The sequence below is a fragment of the Bacteroidota bacterium genome, assembly GCA_037133915.1.
Classification (GTDB): Bacteria; Bacteroidota; Bacteroidia; order Bacteroidales; family CAIWKO01; genus JBAXND01.
Genome location: JBAXND010000010.1, coordinates 51,690 through 71,953, shown reverse-complemented (window position 1 = coordinate 71,953; position 20,264 = coordinate 51,690). Strand labels below are relative to the sequence as shown.

Sequence of the window (20,264 nt, the reverse complement as noted above, 5' to 3'; positions counted from 1 at the left end):
GTACTATCTTATTATTATGAGTTTAGAAATAAAATTGTCATTTTCTGTGGTCAATTTTACAAAATAAATTCCTTGCTGCAATGCGGACGTATTGATATCCGTCGTTTTTGTACCGCTATGCTGATGTCGGAAATCGATTGACATTACTGTTATTCCGGAACTATTTAAAACTTGCACGTTCGTTATCCTGCCGTTGGGTGGGAGAAGCGAAATACTTACAGATGCTGTTGCAGGATTCGGAAAAATCGTAAATCCTGTTTGTTCGGATGCATTATTAATCACGCTTCCTGTAAAATCAATCAGCGGCATTTCTATATACGACGCGTGGACTGAATTTGTGTAAATACGGTTCGTGGCAATCAGCGTATCGCCGGCTGCATACATTGCTTTTCCGTTGTTCAGATTGCAGTCGTAACGAGGATAGTTTGACGATGAAACATCAATACCAATGCGGTGTCCGGCCAGAAACGTATTGGCAATGTCGGGCAGGTCGATAATAATCTCGTATACCGTTCCCGGGATAAGGCTCGCGGTGTCAGAAGCATTATATCCATTTCTGAAACGTGCTCTGCGAGTGCCGTCAGCCAGCAACATTGATTTTCCGTCTGGGTAAATATCCGTCAGACGGATATCAAAATCGGTATCTTTCCGGTCGGATGAAATAAACAGATGTACCGTCGCTTTGCCTTTCATCACTACATCAGCGCCCAAAACCACCGAACGGTACAGCAAAATATCATTACGGTTCTCAACCGCAGGCGCCTGGTCGTAAGGTCCCTGAAGCAGGTCCTGCCTGAGTGTTGCGCCGCCAATCGTTGGCGAAGGATTACGCGGATCATAAATAACAGAATCATAGTCAACGGCAGCAGTCGGCATTGTTGTATTTACTGAGCCATCGTCGTGAAAATACAGATTGTAGGTTGTAAGTCCTGTCGGCGGCCATACCGCAGTATTTTGCCAGGTATTCTCGCCCATCTGAAAATACTGAATATACGGCGATGTATTCCACCCGTTTGCTTCATTATTCAGATAATACTCGAGATGCATAAGCGCGAGTGAATCGCTCCAGCCCACTGCATCATAATAATACAATTCGCCCTGCTGTGCACTTCCCACCTGTGCCGGTCCGAAGCCACCGTGTGCCCAGGGCCCCATCAGTAAGCGGTGTTTGTTACGCACGGCGAGTGGCGATGATGAATGAATGCCGTTATAAAATTGAATTAGTGGAAGAGTTTCATGATCATACCATCCGCCTATCATAAGCATCGGTACAAAAACAGAATCGGGTTTGTTGTTATAAAACTCAGAATAGGTCCACAGAATATCATGAACCGGATGTGCGCTTACCATAGTGGAAATGCCGAATCCAAGAGCATCAAGCTGTTCCACATATTCGGTACGGTAAACGCCTCCCGGATAATATTCCTGATAGTCGAACTGCGGACTTCCTACCAACGGCACGCCACATATCAGATGGGGCGGGTTTTGTCGCGCCGTTTCAAACTGAATTTTTCCGAGCGCCGAAGGACCCCAGGTTCCTATTTTACCGTTCGACCACGGCTGTGTGGCAATCCATTCCACAAGGTCATATCCGTCTTTCCCGCGATTCACATTCGTAGTACAAGCAGCTGCAGAACCGTAAAAGCAACGCCAGTCGGCAATTACAACTGCAAAATGCGAAGACGCAAGCGCGTTGCCTATGAGCGGTATTCCGATGATTCTGTATGCAAGCCTGTTGTAGGGCGTTTGTACCAAAATGGTTGACCACTGCTGCGATGTATCCGGCACATAGATATCTGCCGCCAGTTTCTTTCCGTCACGCATAGGCACCGAATCAACCAATGTTGGCGTAATGCCCTGCGAAAAGGCAAACAACGGGGCAAAAAGCAATGCGAGTATTGTTGTTTTTATTTTCATGGCTGGTTTTAGTTTACTCTCGACTCCTATTTCAGCGCTAAGTTACATTTTTCGCTTCAATCAGAAATATATCTGCAAGCATCCCAATTTTATTAATTTTGTAACCAAACACACCAATAACATGGAATTGAACGATTTTCAAAAAGCAATATTGCAGGGCATTCCCGATGTATTACCGCAGCCGGCAGACTACAATCCTATCGTGAATCACGCACCCAAGCGGAAGGATATTCTGACCGCTTCCGAAAAGAAACTTGCCTTACGCAATGCACTCCGTTACTTCGACCCCAAACATCATAGCGCGCTTGCACCCGAATTTCTGGATGAGCTGAAAAAGTTTGGCCGTATATATATGTACCGGTTTAAACCGGCATACAAAATATTCGCCCGTCATATCAACGAATATCCGCATCGGTCAAAGCAGGCAGCTGCTATCATGGTAATGCTGAGTAATAATCTGGATGAACGTGTGGCACAGCATCCTGACGAACTTATTACCTACGGCGGCAACGGCGCGGTTTTCCAGAACTGGGCGCAGTATCTGCTTACCATGAAATATCTTGCCACTATGACTGATGAGCAAACGCTGGCATTGTATTCGGGCCATCCTATGGGGCTGTTCCCGTCACATAAAGATGCGCCACGCGTGGTGGTCACCAATGGCATGGTTATTCCCAATTACAGCAAACCCGACGACTGGGAACGCTTCAATGCACTCGGTGTTTCACAGTACGGACAAATGACCGCCGGCTCTTTCATGTACATCGGTCCTCAGGGAATTGTTCATGGAACAACGATTACGCTGATGAATGCCGGACGTAAAACCGGAAATGCAAGCCTTGCCGGAAAACTTTTTGTATCGTCGGGCCTTGGAGGCATGTCGGGAGCACAGCCGAAGGCAGCCGTCATTGCAGGTGCAATCGGTGTTATTGCGGAAATAAATCCGAAAGCTACCAAAACACGGCATTCACAGGAATGGGTGGATGAAGTATTTGACAACCTTGATGAACTTATTGCGCGCATCGAAAAAGCAAAAATCAATAAAGAAGCCGTTTCACTGGCATATCAGGGAAATATCGTTGACCTGTGGGAATGCTTTGCAGAACGCGGCATGCAGGTTGATCTGGGCTCCGACCAGACCTCGCTTCATAATCCGTGGGCTGGCGGGTATTATCCGGCAGGCGTGGCTTTCGAAGATGCGAAAATTATGATGGCAGAACAACCGGAGCTGTTCCGCGAAAAGGTTCGCGAATCACTGAAGCGTCAGGTAAAAGCGATAAATACTTTATGCGGAAAAGGAATGTATTTCTTTGATTACGGCAACGCGTTTTTGCTTGAAGCAAGTCGCGCAGGTGCAGATATCATGGGCAACGATGGGCTGTTTCGCTATCCGTCGTATGTGCAGGATATTATGGGACCCATGTGCTTCGACTACGGCTTCGGACCTTTTCGCTGGGTATGTACATCCGGTAATCCCGCAGACCTTGAACGTACCGATAAAATTGCATGCGACGTTCTTGAAAATATAGCGCTCTCATCGCCTGACCGCATACAGCAGCAGATGAAAGACAACATCAAATGGATTCGCGAAGCCCAAAAAAATAAATTAGTTGTGGGCAGTCAGGCACGCATATTATATGCTGACTGCACCGGCCGAACCTTAATTGCAGAAGCATTCAACAAGGCTATCAAAGATGGAAAAATATCGGCACCTATCGTTCTCGGGCGCGACCATCACGATGTGTCGGGCACTGATTCGCCTTACCGCGAAACATCCAATATTTACGACGGATCCCAATTTACGGCCGATATGGCCATTCAGAATGTAATCGGCGATTCATTCAGAGGCGCTACCTGGGTTTCTATTCATAATGGCGGAGGTGTTGGCTGGGGCGAAGTAATCAACGGCGGATTCGGCATGGTGCTCGATGGCTCGGATGATGCAGACAGAAGGTTGAAGAACATGCTTTTCTGGGATGTCAATAATGGTATTGCACGCCGTAGCTGGGCGCGCAATGAGCCGGCAATGTTCAGTATACTGAGAGCGATGGAACATGAACCACGGCTTACAGTTACTATTCCCAATATTGCCGATGATGACCTGATTAACGAAATGATAAAATAAAGTTATTACGACAATGTTTGCTGTTCACTGATAACTGTTCACTGAAACAGGGCATAATTGTTGCTAGCCATGGTTTCTCAAATTAATACCAGTATGAAAACGGTTTTAAAAATATCAAGTATAGTGTCGATGATACTGTTGGCGGGCTTATTCGCTTGCAACACTGATAATGGCGGTGTGGATTCCGATGTGCGCGTAAAATATACCGGCGACTGGACCGCAACCGAAGGTGGTGGCATCAGTTATCCTGTCAGCATTTCGCTTGATGCAAGCAACAGTACTCAGGTGCTTATTAAAAACTTCCATTATTTTGGTCAGAATGAAAAAGCATATGCCATTGCAACGGCCAGTGCGCTCACGTTTCCCTCACAGGTAATTTGCGGAAATACAATCAACGGCTCGGCTACCTATGTTTCAAGCAGTAAAATTACCCTGCAATACAATGTAAATGATCAGGCGAATAATACTGCCTTCAGTGTTACCTACTCAAAGTGATTTTACAGAAAGCAATTCGCTTTGCTTGGTGCTGAGTTGCGTGAGGACTTCCTCATAGATAAATTTCAGCTCATCGATGTGGCGGCTGTAGAAATGTACAGAATCACTGAACTTTTTGCGGGTGATGTTATGCTTCTTCAGCACGGAAGTGTAATAATGCCCGGTATAATAATTTACATCCCTTTTGTTCCGTTGCACTTCAATTATCGCGGCTTCTGCAAGATGAAAATCAACCAGCACCGATGCCATTTGTTCCTGAGTCAGAATATTGGCAGGGGCAATAACAACTTCTTTGTGCCCACAGGAAGCAAGCAGCATAAATGCAAGTAATAATATGGAAAGCCGGATTTTCATTGGGAACAAAAATAGGAAATAATTGCATCTTCAGGACTAAATAATTATCCCGCAATCAGGGAGCCTATCTGGAAGATTCCAAAAGAAATAAACCATGCCAGAATAGTCGTATAGGCAATTACAAACAAGGTCCATTTATTGCTGCGCGTTACCTTTTTTATGGTTGTGATGGTGGCAATGCAGGGCGTATAAATGGAAATGAAAAACATAAACGAAAGGGCAACCAGAGGTGTAAAAATATTTTGTCCGGCCTTATCACCATCCGTATATTTCTGTGTTTTCAATGTTTTGATAAGATTATTTTTATCATTGCCCGGCTGATGTTCCTGCTGATATAATTCGCTCAATGTGCCTACCACCGTTTCTTTTGCTGCAACGCCGGAAATGATGCTGATGCCCATTTTCCAATCAAATCCCAAAGGCGCAATTACCGGCTCAATAGATTTTCCAAGCATTCCGAGATATGATTTTTCAATATTGGTCCGACCGTCAGTTCCGCGCGGAAAATAGCCCAGAAACCAGATTACTATCGATGCAATAAGGATGGCTCCGGCAATCTTTTTAAGAAACATTTTTGAGTACACCCAAATGCTGATAAAAGAACGACGAAGTGAAGGCAGTCGCAGAGGCATGATGGGCGGCTGATAATAATCGGATGTTTTTTTGAAAATAAATCTCTTAAGAAAGAGTGCCAGTATTGCGGCAATACCCACAGAAGTCATGTATACAAGAAAAAGCATAGTCCCTGAATGGCTCGGGAAAAAGGCCGAAATAAGAAGTACATATACCGTAAACCGCGAACTGCAGGGCATCAGCGGGTTAATCAATGTGGTTATAAGCCTCGAATGTTTGTTCTCGATTTTTTGTGCGGCCATTATCGCCGGAACATTGCATCCCAGTCCCATTACCATAGATATGAACGAACGTCCGTTAAGCCCCAATGGCTTCATTACCTTATCCATTACTTTGGTAACGCGCGCCATATAGCCCGATTCCTCCATCAGTGAAATCAACAGGAACAGTATAACGATGTTGGGCAGGAATATCAGAACACCGCCAACGCCTTTCAAAATGCCCATCACCACAAGGCTTCTGACCCAGTTGTCAGGCAACATATTATTGAGTAAATGCTCAAGCAGAAAAATAAGTTTCTCCAGCCATATCATGGGGAAATAACCCAGGCCAAAGGTGGCTTCGAAAATTATCCAGATGACCCCAATAAATATTACAATGCCGAAAACTTTGTGAGTAAGCAAAGCATCCAGCTTTTTCAGGAATGCATCCCGGCGATTATCGTGGCTTAAATCTGTCATTTTTGAAATTCGCGGCAAAGATAATAGTTATTTAGATTAGTTCCAAATAGAAATATCTGTTTCCGCGTTTTTAGCGAAACAGAATTCTTTGATTTAAACGATAAGTGCCGGATAGCATCCATTGTTTCGATAACTGCAATACTATGCTTTGTGTGAATGCGATGAAAATTATCTGCCCGTGGCCTGAACAATAATTTCGTCAAGGAATGTCCATGCGCGACCCGATGAACCACGCCAAGCGGGCAGCTTTCCGTAATTTTTTACTTCGACTCTGACGAAACGGGCTTTACGAATGCGCTTAAAATTGAGCGTGAATATTTTCGATTGCACATCAATTTCTGCTCCGGCATTTTTATTGCGCAATTTTTTAGAACCGCAGAAATGCCTGCCATCAGAGGAAAAACTAACGCGAAATTTGGTCGGAAACAGTACTTTGCTCAGGTTATCATCAAGGCAGGAAATACCAACTTGCTGTATCATTTTTATACTGTCAAGGTCTATGGTTGCCGTTACATCTTTACCGCGCCATCCCTGCCACAGGCACTCAATATCGCTGGTGCCGCGCACTCCGTCGGTGAGGCTGCCTTTTCCGTTTGCCGCGAAATCTTCCGAATAGGGTGTATTGAAGGTTATTTTTTTTCCGACAGCTAAATGAGAAACGGTTCCGTTACGGAAATATGAACTCATTTCTGCATAGTATTGCGCAGGCGTTGTGCGGGTTTCACTCAGTAATTCCGGTCCGTGTTTTTGTGTGAGGCGATAGAATTCAGAAAGCATTTCTACCGACACTTTTTTAACAAAAAGTGTTCCGTCAGGATATTTTTCAAACAACCAGTCGGGGCTGTTAACCAATGATTTTGATACTTCCAGCGATGCATAACGCAAAGGCTGCATGGCTTCATTCACACGATTTTCAAAAATAGTGTCGCCTGCCACTTCTTTCATGGCATCATTAAAAATACTAAAATATTCTTTTATTGCTGCAGGTGAAAGATAGCCATATTTGTGCAGTGCAGGCGAATCATAGATACCCAGTTTTCTGCCCGAATCATGCAATTTATTCTCGGTGCTGTGAATATACCGGCACACATACGGTCCGGCTTTACCATAGTATCCAATGCAAAAAGCATTCATCAGGGAATCAGCGTCAAGCGCTGGATTCCATAATAATTTTGCAAGCATATAACAGCGCAATTCTTCAAACTCTCCGCCAAATCCTTGCCAGCCCTGCTCGAACATCATTTGCACACCAAGTTTTTTGAATGTTTCAAGATTTGGTTTAAGTACATTCATATTTGGGAATGGAGAAGTCAGGTGCGAAAAGTTGACCACATAATCCCAAACTATAATATTTTTTGTGAGTGCTGTCCACTGGCGGAGATCACTGAAAAAGCCGGCAGAAGCCGAGTCGGATTGAATTGGCTTTCCGCGGTCTGCATCAATGGCGCACAGCATAATGTTCACGTTCCCGGCCGGCAAAGTAATCTGAGATGGCTTGCTGCTGTGCTGGTATGCGAGTGTGGAAATTATCTTGTCAGGGAAATTTTCAGCCACCTGATTCACGAAACGGATGATGCTCCCGGCATGTGAACCTTCTATGGAATCAGATGCACGGCACTTTGAACACTTACAATAATTCTGATTATCCATCTGGCCTACCGACCAGAATTTGGCCTCCGGGTTCTTCTCCATTCTTTTGCGAAGCGCCTCAACCGTGATGCGCAGCACATCCGGATCCGAAAGGCACAACTGGTCTTTCACACGCGTTTTTCCGCGCAAAGCGTAATATTCGGGATGTTTTTTATAATACTTGTCAGGCGGAACAAGGCGCAGCATGGTATGTCCCCACAAGCCCCATTCAGAAGAAATGGCAAAATCAGTTTCGCCCCGTCTGTGGGGTTCGTTATTCAGCTTATGCCAGTCTAGGTAAGGTTTCATAAAGGCCTCACCGTAGTAAACGGCGCGAAAATCAAAAGCCGGTTTTTCAATTTCATCGACAGGTCCGAGAATAATATCGGGCGAAGTGGGAATAAAAATTGCATCGGCAGCATAGTATCTGCAGCCAAGCTGCTTTTCAAGAAAATCATATACGGCATTTTGAATTCCGTGAGATGTCTTTGCCGAAAAATAGAGTGTGTTTCCGTTGCTGTGGATACGAAACCCTTCTTCACCGGTTTGCCCGATATCAAAGGTATGGTCGGAACTGTATCCCTCTTCAAATACAATAAGGTAAAATGATTTGTAGGATTCATCTGCCAGTTCAAGAGTGGCGCCTGAAATTTTTTGGATATGGTTTTGTAACACAACGGCTGCATCATGTGTGCGTTTGGAGGCGTTGCCTGCGACCTGAATACGGTAATGGCTTTTGCCGTTTACCACAATACGCAGTGAATCGGAGGCATGAACAAAAAGCCCCGTCAACAGCAGTGTGACCAACAATAAAATTCGCTTCATGGTAAGGTGTGGCGCGGCTTTGATGATTTACAACACATTCATGGATTGTTCCTTTATCTTCTCAAGCTCGTCTTTCATCTGCACCACCAGTTTCTGGATATCGGCATCATTGGCTTTACTTCCAAGTGTGTTTATTTCACGTCCTATCTCCTGGGTTACAAATGCCAGCTTACGACCGGGAGGTTCAGCATCGGCAAGGGTATCGAGAAAGTAATCCAGATGTTTTTTCAGACGCACTTTTTCTTCCGTAAAATCGATGCGCTCCAGATAATAGATCAGTTCCTGCTCGTAGCGGTTCTTATCCATCGTATTACTTTCAGCGAACGCTGCCAGATTTTTAGTGATACGGTCGCGGATGGTTCCGATACGTACCTGTTCGTATGATGCAATTTGTTTGAAATAATCATTGATGAGCCCGATGCGTTTTCTGAAATCATTTTCAAGGATGGCACCTTCATTTATGCGGAACGTATCAAATTTTTCTGTGGCATCATTAATCGCCTGAAGTAAAGTGTTCCATTCATCTTCGCCCACTTCGTCGGTGCCGCTTTTAACAACATCGGGCAGCCGGATCAGCATGCTCATGTAATCGGGTTCGGTCTTCTGATTTATTTCTTCTTTCAGCGAAAGCAAATCTCTGTAATATTGCATGGCCACACCTTTATTGATAACAAAAGGAGTGGTTTCCGAGCTGTTCTCGATATTTACATATAGGTCAACCTTACCGCGCACAATGACCGCTGCAAGCTGTGAACGGAGTTCTGCTTCTTTTTCGCGGTACGAACCGGGCATTTTGAGATTGATATCAAACTGTTTGCTGTTCCATGATTTAATCTCAACTGTAATCTTTTTTCCGCCGGTTTCGCAACTTGCTTTACCGTAACCGGTCATCGATTTTATCATACTTATGGTTTTTCACAAAGATAGAAAAATAATAATGGAAGCGTATTTATAAGGCTTTTAGGCGGAAAGGATGTAAAATAACTTTTTTTATTCCCTTTTTTTACCGACTTTTGTACCCACATTGAACCAGCAAGGGGAAATTAACGTATTAATAACATTCCGATTCCCAAAGCCCAACCATTACCATTGTGTCTGAACATATTGAACTCGGAAAGAACGGTGAAGAGGTGGCGTGCGGATATCTGCGCGAAAAGGGGTTCATTATAATCAAGAAGAACTGGAAACTCGGCGCCAATGAAGTTGATATAATTGCGCGTCACGGTGATTATATTGTGTTTGTTGAAGTGAAAACGCGCACTTCGGCATGGTTCGGAGAGCCGGAAATGTCGGTTACCAAACAGAAGCAGAAAACGCTGATACGCTGTGCCAATGCGTATATGCAAATGAATAATATTGATAAGGAAGCCCGTTTTGACATTCTCTCAATCGTTGTTTCCAGCGGAAAAACGAGCATTAACCACATTGAGAACGGATTCTTTCCTACATTATAATCACCATCAAATTAACAAAAACAACAAGGAAGCATTTTTATGGAACGAGGAAAAAGAGGTAGTGGAAAACCGGTTTCAGGCCGTCGCAAACCGGGCAGTGATACCAGGCGCCCTTACAGCATTAAAAAAGAAGGTGATTATAAAAGCAAGGACAGAACAGAAAAACCCGCCCGGCCATACAGTCGCGGTGGAGACGAAAAATCGGACCGCCCCTATGCACGCAAAGAGGGTGAACATACCGACCGGAAACGCTTTGAAAAACCCGAGAAAACATACGGCAGAAGCAGTGATGAATCGAGAGAGCGTCCGCACCGTGAGCGCAGCGACAAGCCCGAATTCAATAAAGATAAACCGGCACGCGAAGTCCGCAGAAAACGGATAAACCGCGACGGTACGCCCGCCAGAGACGACCACCGCAAGAAACGCTACGACGAACCCCGTCCGCGCAGAGATGTTGACAGTCCTTCACGGGATAAAAGAACCGACGACCGTCCTGAACGTAAATCATACGATAAACCGGATAAACCGTATACCCGTCGTGATGATGAAAAATCGGATCGTCCTTATACTCGTAAAAGGGAAGAAGACCGCCCTGAGCGCAAATCATTCGATAAATCTGACAGGCCGTTTAAGCGTCGTGATGAAGAAAAATCGGACCGCCCTTATACACGAAAAAGAGAAGAAGACCGTACCGAACGCAAATCCTACGACAGACCTGACAAACCGTTTACACACAGGGACGATGACACAACCGAACGCCCGTTCACACGCAAAAGCGATGAGGAGCGTCCGGAACGCAAATCCTACGATAAGTCCGACAGGCCGTTTACACGTAAAAGCGACGAAGAACGTCCGGAACGCAAACCTTATGGTAAACCCGAAAAATCGTTTACACGCAGGGATGACGACCGTTCGTTTGGTCACAAAAAAGAGGGCGACAAGAAAAATTTCAGCAAGAGCCGCAGGCCGGAAAAGCCCAGAGCGCGCGGAGGCGAGAGCCGTGAGCGTCCTTACAAGGAATCTTTGGAAGGCGTGCGTCTGAATAAATTTATTGCCAATGCGGGCATCTGTTCAAGGCGCGAAGCCGATGCCATGATTGAGAGCGGCGTGGTTTCCATCAATGATGTTGTGATTACACAGCTCGGAACACGCGTACAACAGGGCGATGTGGTAAAATATGGCGGGCAGACTTTGCGCGGCGAGCGCCTTCGGTATATTTTGCTCAACAAACCTAAAGGATATATCAGCACTACCGACGACCCGCATTCACGCGATACCGTGATGCAGCTTGTTGCCGACGCCTGCAAAGAGCGCATTTATCCGGTAGGTCGCCTCGACCGCAACACATCGGGTTTGCTGCTGTTCACCAACGACGGTGAGCTGGCGAAGAAACTGACGCATCCGAAACACCGTGTTGAAAAAATATATCACGTAGAGCTCGACCGTGGCCTTACTGCCGCTGATATGAAATTGATAGCCGAAGGCATTGAACTCGACGATGGTCCTGTTCAGGTGGATGATATTGCCTATACAGGCGAAGGCGGAAGCAAGAAAAAAATCGGCATTGTGATCCATTCGGGACGCAACCGCATTGTAAGAAGAATATTTGAAAAACTCGATTACAACGTTGTAAAGCTTGACCGTACGGTGTTTGCAGGCCTGAACAAGAAAGACCTGCCGCGTGCCGCATGGCGCCATCTTACCGAAGAAGAAGTGAATATTTTGAGGCGGATACGGTAAAACGTATTTTGCGGAACCTGCAAGTTCAGGTTGTTTCATGGTAGAATTTGAAGAATAGGTATGAAAAATAACATCTCTGTTTTCATTTTTATACTGGTACTTCTCATCACATCTCAAATTCACGGACAGGATTATGTCGTGGATAAAAATTCAGATACTGTACGATGCAGTATTACTTCTATTGCTGACAGCACGCTGTTTCTAAGCATTCTTTTTCATGAAGAAAAAAGAGAAACCTTCGTACATCTTTCACAAATCAGAGCATATTATTACTTAGATACACTTCATGTTCTGAATAACAATTTTCCTGAAAACAATACAACTCGGACTGAAAAAGTTTATGACAGCGTGACGCCAGATATGATTAATAAAGGTAACTTTTTCATTACAGTTGACGGCGGCTGTGATGTTACCCGCGAAATGTATTTTTTTCCGCTTTCAAACCCTCACGCAGCAGGGCTCTCCATAAAAGTTCATGGAGGATTTTTTGTTTCAAATGTGTTTGGACTTGGCCTAAAAGCGAATTGCTATTGGAATAAAGCAGAAGCTCAATATTCCAATATTATCAGAGGCTCTTCAACCTCAGAGTATAATGATAACATTCGCCTCATTTATATCGCGCCGACACTGACGATACAGTCACGGGCAGAGCCCGGGCGGCCAGTTTTATCTTTGCAATTATCCTTTGGCCCTGTTTTTTTCCATAACAAAAGTCATGAGAGGGAATACGGTTCTCAATGGGGTTTTTGGGGTTACCCGGGTACATATTGGGACTATCAGAGAGACACCACGTGGACTGTAAGGACTTATGGCGCTGAAATAAATGGTGGGATTGAGGTTCCGGTTACAAGGAATTTATTAGTGGATATACAATTGGCCTATTTTTATTCTCCGCCCGTCATCCGTCAATATGAGCAAACAATAAATATTTCAAGAATAGGAATCGCTGCAGGATTGAGATATTCTATTAAAACACACAAATAATGGGGTGTTTAGTGAATGCGCCGATTATTTTTCCGTGCGCTTCTCAAATATTTTCTTGATAATCACTACATAGAGGATTGCCGTGAAAAACGAGAACATGGCATAAACCACCGCGGGTTTTTGCATGCCGGCATTTTGTAAGATATTTCCCGATATCAGCAGTGCCAGTGCGGTATTATGCAGGCCAACTTCAATAGAAATGGTGAACTGGTCGGCAAAAGGGCGACGCAGTACCCGTGCTCCGAAAAATCCCAGCGACATGGCAAGTAAGTTCAGCAACAGCATAAATGGAAGAATATGCATGGTTTCGCTTACACTGATGCCTGTACCGCCGCTGGCAGTTCCCAGAAATATCTTGAGCGCAAAAACAGTAGCCAGAAGTGCCGGAAGTACATATTTTAAAGGCTTTTCGAGTGCTTTTGCAACCTTCACTTTATAGCGCCGTATCAGCAGGCCAACAGTAGCGGGTAATATGGAAACCATAAAAATCTGGACGATGGTTTCGAGGAACGGCAGCTGAATTTCTGCCTCTGTGTGCATAAAATTGCGCAATGCCAGATTGGTAAGCAGCGGAATGCTGAACAGCGTAATGATGGAATTGAATACCGTCATTGAAATGGCTAAGGCAACATTTCCTTTGAGCAGATGCGTGATGAGGTTGGACGAAGCTCCGCTGGCACACAGCGAAACCAACACCAGCCCGACGCGCATTTCCGCGGAAAGCGGGGCAAATGCAGCAATACCGAACGACACCAGCGGGAGGCCGATTATCTGTATTCCCAAAGCAGCAACCAATGAAACCGGGTGCAAAAAGATATTTCTGAAATCAGCGGCTGTAAGAGATAAGCCGATGCCGAGCATGATAAGTGCCAGCACCAGATTCACCAGAAGATCAACTGACAAAACACCGCTTATCATAAGGAATTCTTTTACTGATGCGAAATTAAGTAAAATCAAGGTATGGAATAATTATACTTTTTGCCTCTATCGTTCGTTACATAATTGGTCGGTATTATTAAAGCATTCATTACTTTTGCAGAAAAAAGCATCGTGAAGTTCCCGAAGGTCAGTTTTAAAATCAAGAATCCGAAGCTTGCCCGCAGGCTGAAACGGACTGCAGTTACACTGCTGATTACGCTTGTATCGCTTTTCGGCACCGGTCTTTTTGTGGGTTATTATTATGAGGATACGATCAAAAAAATCATCATTGACCAACTTAACAAAAGGCTGGCAACCGAAATACAGGTCAAAGAAATAGAGTTCTCTATTTTTAAAAAATTTCCATTCGCATCCGTCCATTTTATTGATGCCGTTGCGAAAGATGCATGGTCAGATCCCAAAATAAAAAAGGAAACACTGCTTGAGGCCAAAGATGTGTGGCTCGAGTTCAGCATTCTTGACCTCATTTTCAAAGAATTTACGATTAAACGGATTGAGGTCGACCATGCCAAACTGGCATTGAAAATACTGAAAGACGGCACGGATAATTTTCAGTTTCTGAAACCTTCGTCAGACACTACCGACAAATCATTTCAGTTTGACCTTACAAAACTTATTCTGAATGAAGTGGCTGTATCGTATCTGGATCAGAAGAACAGCCAGGATTACCGCGTACTTGCCCACAAGCTGATGCTGAAAGGCCATTTTTCCGAAAAGGATTATACACTGAATATCGAAGGGCGGCTTTTTGTGAACCGCATCCGTTCGCACCGCATCAATTATTTCAGCAACAAGGAAACGAGTGTTGATGTTACGCTTTATGTGAACAGCAATATGGGCCGCTACACGTTCAAGGAAGGTGGACTTGCCTTTGGTAATATGAAACTGGATGTTACGGGCGATATTATAAGCAATAAAACTGCCGACAGTCTGAATCTGAAAATTGAAGGCAAAAATCTGGAATTGCGGACGCTCATCGAAGAACTTCCATCGCAATATGGGGAATATTTTAAAGAATACAATTGTAAGGGAAAGTGCTATTTCACTGCCTCGATTATTGGTTCGGTAAAAGGGCAGGACAGACCTCAGGTAAGTGTTTTGTTTGGCGTTGAGAATGGAGATTTTTCGCAAAAAGCAAGCAATATGAGGCTGGCAGGAGTTAAATTTAATGCTTCCTATAGCAATGGCTCAAAGCGTGATGCATCTACTTCGGTACTTAAATTTTCCGATTTTTCTGCAAGCCTGAAAGAAGGTTCCGTTTCGGGTAGTTTTGCCATGACAAATTTCAATCATCCTGAAGTCCAGCTTAAAGCGGTTGCGAATCTGAATCTGGCGGATATCCAGGAATTCCTTAAGATTGATACGGTGAATTCTGCCAGTGGAAAATTGACTCTCGACGTTGATTTTAATGGAGTGATGAATAGCAGCAGCTTTACGATGGCCGATTTTGTATCGAGTAAAACCGCCGGAAAACTTACACTTGAAAACTGCACCATAGAATTCAAAGGCAGCAAACACAGTTTTTCGAATCTGAACGGCACGTTTGATTTTACAAATAACGACCTGGGAACAGAAAATTTTACCGGTAATTTTTCACAGTCGGATTTCGCAATTAAAGGATATTTCAGAAATCTGTTGCCTTTTTTAGTGTTGCAAAAGGAGCATTTGCAAATAAATGCTTCGCTGACATCCTCGAATCTGGATATGGATAATTTACTTCAGTATCGGATGTCGGAAATGGATACGGTGTATAAACTTTCATTAGCCGAACAACTGGATTTTAAACTCGATTTGAATATCCGTAAATTCAATTTCCGCAAATTTAATGCATCGAATATTTCGGGAACGGTAATTATGAAAGACAGGCAGTTTGTGGCCCAGAATTTATCGCTGAACGCGATGGATGGACGGATAAGCGCATCAGGTCTGGTGGATGCTTCTCAGCCCGAAAAACTATTGATAAGCTGTGACGCGAATATTAAGAGAGTCAACATCAGCAAGCTGTTTTATCAGTTCGGAAATTTTGGAATGACGAGCTTTAAAGATGAAAATATAAACGGTACGCTTACCGCAGACATACAGTTTGCATCGGTGTGGAGCAATACGTTTGAGGTGGATAAAAATACAATTTATGCACATGCCGGAATAAAAATCGAAAATGGCGAACTTATCGGTTATGCACCTGTGATGGGGCTTACGAAATTTCTGAAAGGCCGCGACCTTACGCACATAAAATTCGCAACACTTACCAATCAGATTGAAATAAAAGATAAAGTGATTTCCATTCCTGCGATGGAAATACAATCGGATGTGATTGATTTCAGCGCTTATGGAACGCACACATTTGATAATCACATCGACTATCATCTGAGTATGCTAATCGCCGATCTTAAAAATCCTTCCAAGAATAATAAAGATGACGGGAGTGAATATGGACAGATTATAGACGACGGTCTGCATAAGGAAAAATATTTTTTCCGCATAACGGGAACTGTTGAAAAACCTGAGTATATAGCAATCGATAAAGATGCGTACAAGCAAAACATAGCCGATAAAGTTCAACAGGAAAAACAAAATCTGAAATCTATACTGAACAAAGAATTTGGATGGTTCAAAAAGGATGCAGATTCAACCGGCAATAAGAAAAAGGATAAATACGACTTCAACATACAGTTTGATGATGAAGAAAAATCGGCCGATTCGACCGGTCTGCCCAAAAAAGAAACGGGTAAGGGAATAGAAAAGCAAAAACCAAAAAAACAAACCCGGAAGAAGGTAATCGTTACTGGCGGAATTGACTGATATTCATCACAATATCGTTTAATGCTGTATTTTTATTTTGCTTTTGGCGAAAAAAGACGACCTTTGCACGTCTTTTTTTTAATATACTAACTGATATGCAGGAAGATATCAATTCGCGGCTTACAAAAGTTTTCCATAAGGTATTCAAGGATGATACGATTGTCCTGGTTGATGAGATGACTGCCAAAGATGTTGAAAAATGGGATTCTCTTACCCATCTCGTACTTATTTCCGATACCGAAGAAGAGTTCGGTATCAAATTCAAACTCAAGGAACTTATCGCTATGAAGAATGTGGGCGATTTTTTGCGTTCTATTGAAAGCAAATTAAACGCACACTGATTTCTCTGTAAAGAATACCATGAAATACAAAGCAGTTGAAGTGCTGATGATTCTGCTCCTGGCAGAACTTCTGTTGGTTGGTTACGCCTTCCTTGGAAGCACTGACTATGTCCCCTTTCTCAAGGAGAACATTCGCTTTATGGAACCGTCGAAACTGGCTCAATTTAAATTGGCTGACGAAAATGCCGCTGCCGACAGCCTTCTTCAGAATTATCTTTCGGATACGGCATCGGGCGATATCATTAAGCGGACACAATTATCGGTTATCGGTCCGAAAAAGAAAAATCTGTTTCTTGTAAATCCTGCTGTTGGCAACGGCACGGCACTCGATAACTTTTTCAGAGCACTGATGGAAGAAAAGGACAGCACCGTGGTTCGCATAGCGCATTACGGCGATTCACAGCTTGAAGGCGACCGCATGACCTGCCTGATACGCGATAAGTTTCATCAAAAATTCGGTGGCTCCGGCATTGGCTACGTACCCTGCAAAGACCTCGAACCGATAAGTTATACACGTAAAAGCAGTGGTAACTGGTCGCGGTACACTGTGTTTCACGATAGATACAGTAACAGCTATTACGGCATTTCGGGCATGGTGTTTCGCTTTGGTAAAAAAGCCGTGTATCAGCCCGACGATTCATCGTCGGCAAAAGAAGGCGAGCCGAAATTCGAAGGCGGATCATTTTATAGCGGAAGCGTGAGCGTGAAGATGTCGCCGAAATACACATACAACAGTATTTCTGTAATGTACGGACGCACGCATGATTACACGGTTATGAATTATTACGATGTCGGGACCGGCGATCGATTTGCTTCAGATACGCTTCCTCCGGCGGAGGTTGCAACACTGCATAAACATAAATTCAGCAGTCCCGTTTTAAATGTAAAAATTGAATTCATTGCCGATAATGGGCCCGACTTTTACGGATTGTATTTTGATGCGAACACCGGGCTGCAAACAGATAATTATGCCATCCGCGGCCACAGCGGCGACGGGCTGATGCTTATCAATGATGACCATTTGGCGCGTATGATAAAAGAACTGAATACACGTTTGGTGATTTTCCAGTATGGAGCGAATGTAGTTCCGTATATTCATTCAGACGAAGCCTGTACATGGCTGACTGGCGTGTATTACGACCTGTTTATGAAATTCAAAAAAGCGGACCCGAATCTGAGTATATTGGTGATTGGCGCCGGCGATATGGCACATGGAGGCGAAGGCGGATGCAGCTCATATACCTGGCTGCCGAAAATTACGGAAGCACAGAAAGTCGCTGCACTGAAAGCCGGATGTGCTTATTGGGATTTATTTGGTATGATGGGAGGACTTAATTCTATTTTGGTCTGGACCAATAAAAAGCTTGCCGTTACGAACGGTCATTTTTCTGCAAAAGGGCAGGAGATTATCGCGAATGAGTTGGTTGACGCGCTTTTGGTCGAGTACAATACTTATTTACACAAGACACGCAACAAAAAATGAGGTCTAAAAAACGGAACCGGAAATATTTTATACTGCTGCTGATTCCTTTGGTAGTAGGGCTTCTGGCATTCCGTCATGCACTATTCCCCGTTCAGGGAAAGCCTGTTGTAGATAAAGATTCCCTCACCAGTCCAAGTTATGTGCAAACGCTTATTCGCTATCAGCGCTATTATCCGTTCATCCGTTACGACCGCAATTATATTGAATGGTCTGATTTTTCTGCAATTCAGAGTTTCTTTACAAAAATATCGCAGACGCCCAACCGTAAATTAAAAATACTGCATATAGGCGACAGCCACCTGCAGTCTGATTTTCCGACGGGGTACATCCGCGAACGCATGCAGGAACTTTTTGGATATGGTGGTCGCGGTCTGGTGTTTCCTTACAAAGCTGCAGGCACTCATCCTGCCTATGATTACAGAACATTTTGTAACGGCAACTGGGATTATACACGCAATATTCAGCGTGAAGCGGTTTTAGATATGGGTGTGATTGGTGCAACCATACGCACCTCAGATTCAACAGCCGGTTTCAAAATTGTATTCAGGGAAGGCTTTATCAGACCGGGGTTTACAGTTATTAAATTATTCTGCAAGCAGGATTCGCTGAGTTATGATATTCGCCTGAAAACAGGCGGTTCCTCATCGCCCATACTCCTTTCCTGCAACAATTATGCATCCAAAAAAGCATACATAGAAATTAAACTGTCAAAGCCGTCGGATACGCTGGAATTCATCATTAATAAAACAGAAAAGAAGCAAAACTTTTTTGAATGCTATGGTATACAGGTCGAAAGCAATGAAGATAAAGGCGTGCTGTATAATTCCATTGGTATCAATGGTGCCGGTTATAAAAGTATTCTTAAGCAGCGATTGTTTGGAAAACAGCTTCCATCGGTCGATCCCGACTTAGTAGTGATTGACCTTGGTGCCAACGATTTCTATGCAGGAGGCTTCAATGCCGCCGATCTTGAAAAAGATCTTTCTGCCATCATTGATACTATAAAAAGAGCCTGCCCCGCCGCATGCATCATTGTTTCAAACTCTCAGGATATTTTTTACAAGCGCCGCCGCAGCATCCCGCAGTGCAAGGATTTTATGGAGTTAACCAAACGTGTGGCGATGGCGAAAAAATGCGCATTCTATGATTATTATGATGTTGCAGGCGGAAGTAATTCGATGACACTTTGGTGCAAAGCGGGATTGGGACGTAATGATAAAATTCATCTTTCGGCACCCGGCTATTATGTTCGCGGAGAACTGCTGCTGAATGCCATGCTGAACTCGTATCGTCTGTCGTTGGCGCGTTTCCGAAACGATAGCCTGGATGCGCAAAAATATATAATTGATACTACGTCGCTGAAAAAGTATTTTGTTGACGAAATAAACATCAAACAGGAAAAGAACGAAAAAGAGCCAAAAGCCGTCTACAATGAGCCGGAACAGGAAACAGAAAGCGGAGACAAAATTTATTATACCATTCGCTCAGGCGATAATCTGGGCAGTATTGCCGAAAAATACGGCACTACGGTAAGTAATCTTCAATACTGGAACGGACTGCGCGGAACAAAAATTGTGGCCGGAGAAACCATTGTAATCTATAAAAAAGGGGCAGGCGCCGATAAGCTGCAAAACAAAACTACGGTAGAGCAGAAGCAGTATGTAAAGCCAAAGCAGGACGCCATTGTTCCTAATACTGTGCAGAGTTCACGTAAAGGAAATTATAAAGTTACTTCAGGTGATTCGCTTTGGTCAATTGCAAAAAAGTACGGGACAACCGTTGAAGCAATCAAGAAAGCAAATAAACTGAGCAGTGACAAACTGAGTATTGGGCAAACGCTAATTATTCCCTGATTCTTTGAAA

At 44.0% G+C, this 20,264-nt stretch carries 15 protein-coding genes; 9 read left to right on the top strand and 6 right to left on the bottom strand.

The window, feature by feature from the left end; genetic code table 11:
• Positions 1-3: 3 nt before the first annotated feature.
• The gene (locus WCM76_05245; GenBank protein MEI6765026.1) at positions 4-1,917 is read right to left on the bottom strand and encodes a CocE/NonD family hydrolase; all 1,914 of its coding nucleotides are present in this window, start codon (positions 1,915-1,917) and stop codon (positions 4-6) included.
• A gap of 121 nt (positions 1,918-2,038) precedes the next feature.
• On the opposite strand from WCM76_05245, the gene WCM76_05240 reads away from it, so the two are divergent.
• Positions 2,039-4,042 (top strand): urocanate hydratase, encoded by a 2,004-nt coding sequence (locus tag WCM76_05240; GenBank protein ID MEI6765025.1) that lies wholly within the window; start codon positions 2,039-2,041, stop codon positions 4,040-4,042.
• Between the two features lie 93 nt (positions 4,043-4,135).
• A complete protein-coding gene (locus WCM76_05235) occupies positions 4,136-4,537 on the top strand; it encodes a hypothetical protein (protein ID MEI6765024.1) in 402 nt (133 codons plus the stop codon).
• Here the strand turns inward: WCM76_05235 and WCM76_05230 are convergent.
• From WCM76_05230 to WCM76_05215, 4 genes are all read right to left on the bottom strand, one after another.
• Complete coding sequence (locus WCM76_05230; GenBank protein MEI6765023.1) at positions 4,529-4,891, bottom strand: DUF4296 domain-containing protein; 363 nt, start codon at positions 4,889-4,891, stop codon at positions 4,529-4,531. The genes WCM76_05235 and WCM76_05230 overlap by 9 nt on opposite strands.
• A gap of 44 nt (positions 4,892-4,935) precedes the next feature.
• On the bottom strand, positions 4,936-6,204 hold the full coding sequence (feoB, locus tag WCM76_05225; protein MEI6765022.1) for a ferrous iron transport protein B: 1,269 nt from the start codon (positions 6,202-6,204) through the stop codon (positions 4,936-4,938).
• Positions 6,205-6,372: 168 nt separating this feature from the next.
• Entirely contained in the window at positions 6,373-8,658 is a 2,286-nt protein-coding gene (locus tag WCM76_05220) for a DUF4838 domain-containing protein (protein MEI6765021.1), read from the bottom strand.
• Between the two features lie 27 nt (positions 8,659-8,685).
• On the bottom strand, positions 8,686-9,561 hold the full coding sequence (locus WCM76_05215) for a YicC/YloC family endoribonuclease (GenBank protein ID MEI6765020.1): 876 nt from the start codon (positions 9,559-9,561) through the stop codon (positions 8,686-8,688).
• A gap of 188 nt (positions 9,562-9,749) precedes the next feature.
• Here WCM76_05215 and WCM76_05210 point away from each other — a divergent pair, with 188 nt between their 5' ends.
• Genes WCM76_05210 through WCM76_05200 form a run of 3 tightly spaced genes read left to right on the top strand, consistent with a single transcriptional unit; the run spans position 9,750 to position 12,836 of the window.
• A complete protein-coding gene (locus WCM76_05210) occupies positions 9,750-10,112 on the top strand; it encodes a YraN family protein (GenBank protein ID MEI6765019.1) in 363 nt (120 codons plus the stop codon).
• Positions 10,113-10,151: 39 nt separating this feature from the next.
• A complete protein-coding gene (locus tag WCM76_05205; GenBank protein ID MEI6765018.1) occupies positions 10,152-11,852 on the top strand; it encodes a pseudouridine synthase in 1,701 nt (566 codons plus the stop codon).
• Between the two features lie 60 nt (positions 11,853-11,912).
• Positions 11,913-12,836: a hypothetical protein gene (locus WCM76_05200; protein ID MEI6765017.1), complete on the top strand. Its 924-nt coding sequence runs from the start codon at positions 11,913-11,915 to the stop codon at positions 12,834-12,836.
• Between the two features lie 24 nt (positions 12,837-12,860).
• Here the strand turns inward: WCM76_05200 and WCM76_05195 are convergent, their stop codons facing one another.
• Complete coding sequence (locus WCM76_05195; protein MEI6765016.1) at positions 12,861-13,754, bottom strand: bile acid:sodium symporter; 894 nt, start codon at positions 13,752-13,754, stop codon at positions 12,861-12,863.
• A gap of 132 nt (positions 13,755-13,886) precedes the next feature.
• Between WCM76_05195 and WCM76_05190 the strand changes: the two genes are divergently transcribed.
• The 4 genes from WCM76_05190 to WCM76_05175 all read left to right on the top strand — a co-directional run bounded on the left by WCM76_05190 (position 13,887) and on the right by WCM76_05175 (position 20,254).
• Positions 13,887-16,577, top strand: coding sequence for an AsmA-like C-terminal region-containing protein (locus WCM76_05190; GenBank protein MEI6765015.1), 2,691 nt, complete (start codon positions 13,887-13,889; stop codon positions 16,575-16,577).
• A gap of 95 nt (positions 16,578-16,672) precedes the next feature.
• On the top strand, positions 16,673-16,918 hold the full coding sequence (locus WCM76_05185) for an acyl carrier protein (protein MEI6765014.1): 246 nt from the start codon (positions 16,673-16,675) through the stop codon (positions 16,916-16,918).
• Positions 16,919-16,937: 19 nt separating this feature from the next.
• Entirely contained in the window at positions 16,938-18,401 is a 1,464-nt protein-coding gene (locus WCM76_05180; GenBank protein ID MEI6765013.1) for a hypothetical protein, read from the top strand.
• Positions 18,398-20,254, top strand: a complete 1,857-nt coding sequence (locus WCM76_05175) for a LysM peptidoglycan-binding domain-containing protein (GenBank protein ID MEI6765012.1) — start codon at positions 18,398-18,400, stop codon at positions 20,252-20,254. Before WCM76_05180 ends, WCM76_05175 begins: the two co-directional genes overlap by 4 nt.
• Positions 20,255-20,264 lie beyond the last annotated feature (10 nt).

Coding starts and splice junctions, on each gene's coding strand:
- WCM76_05245 (MEI6765026.1), bottom strand. CDS start 1,917: ATGAAAATAAAAACAACAATACTCGCATTGCTTTTTGCCCCGTTGTTT.
- WCM76_05240 (MEI6765025.1), top strand. CDS start 2,039: ATGGAATTGAACGATTTTCAAAAAGCAATATTGCAGGGCATTCCCGAT.
- WCM76_05235 (MEI6765024.1), top strand. CDS start 4,136: ATGAAAACGGTTTTAAAAATATCAAGTATAGTGTCGATGATACTGTTG.
- WCM76_05230 (MEI6765023.1), bottom strand. CDS start 4,891: ATGAAAATCCGGCTTTCCATATTATTACTTGCATTTATGCTGCTTGCT.
- feoB (MEI6765022.1), bottom strand. CDS start 6,204: ATGACAGATTTAAGCCACGATAATCGCCGGGATGCATTCCTGAAAAAG.
- WCM76_05220 (MEI6765021.1), bottom strand. CDS start 8,658: ATGAAGCGAATTTTATTGTTGGTCACACTGCTGTTGACGGGGCTTTTT.
- WCM76_05215 (MEI6765020.1), bottom strand. CDS start 9,561: ATGATAAAATCGATGACCGGTTACGGTAAAGCAAGTTGCGAAACCGGC.
- WCM76_05205 (MEI6765018.1), top strand. CDS start 10,152: ATGGAACGAGGAAAAAGAGGTAGTGGAAAACCGGTTTCAGGCCGTCGC.
- WCM76_05200 (MEI6765017.1), top strand. CDS start 11,913: ATGAAAAATAACATCTCTGTTTTCATTTTTATACTGGTACTTCTCATC.
- WCM76_05195 (MEI6765016.1), bottom strand. CDS start 13,754: ATGATAAGCGGTGTTTTGTCAGTTGATCTTCTGGTGAATCTGGTGCTG.
- WCM76_05185 (MEI6765014.1), top strand. CDS start 16,673: ATGCAGGAAGATATCAATTCGCGGCTTACAAAAGTTTTCCATAAGGTA.
- WCM76_05180 (MEI6765013.1), top strand. CDS start 16,938: ATGAAATACAAAGCAGTTGAAGTGCTGATGATTCTGCTCCTGGCAGAA.
- WCM76_05175 (MEI6765012.1), top strand. CDS start 18,398: ATGAGGTCTAAAAAACGGAACCGGAAATATTTTATACTGCTGCTGATT.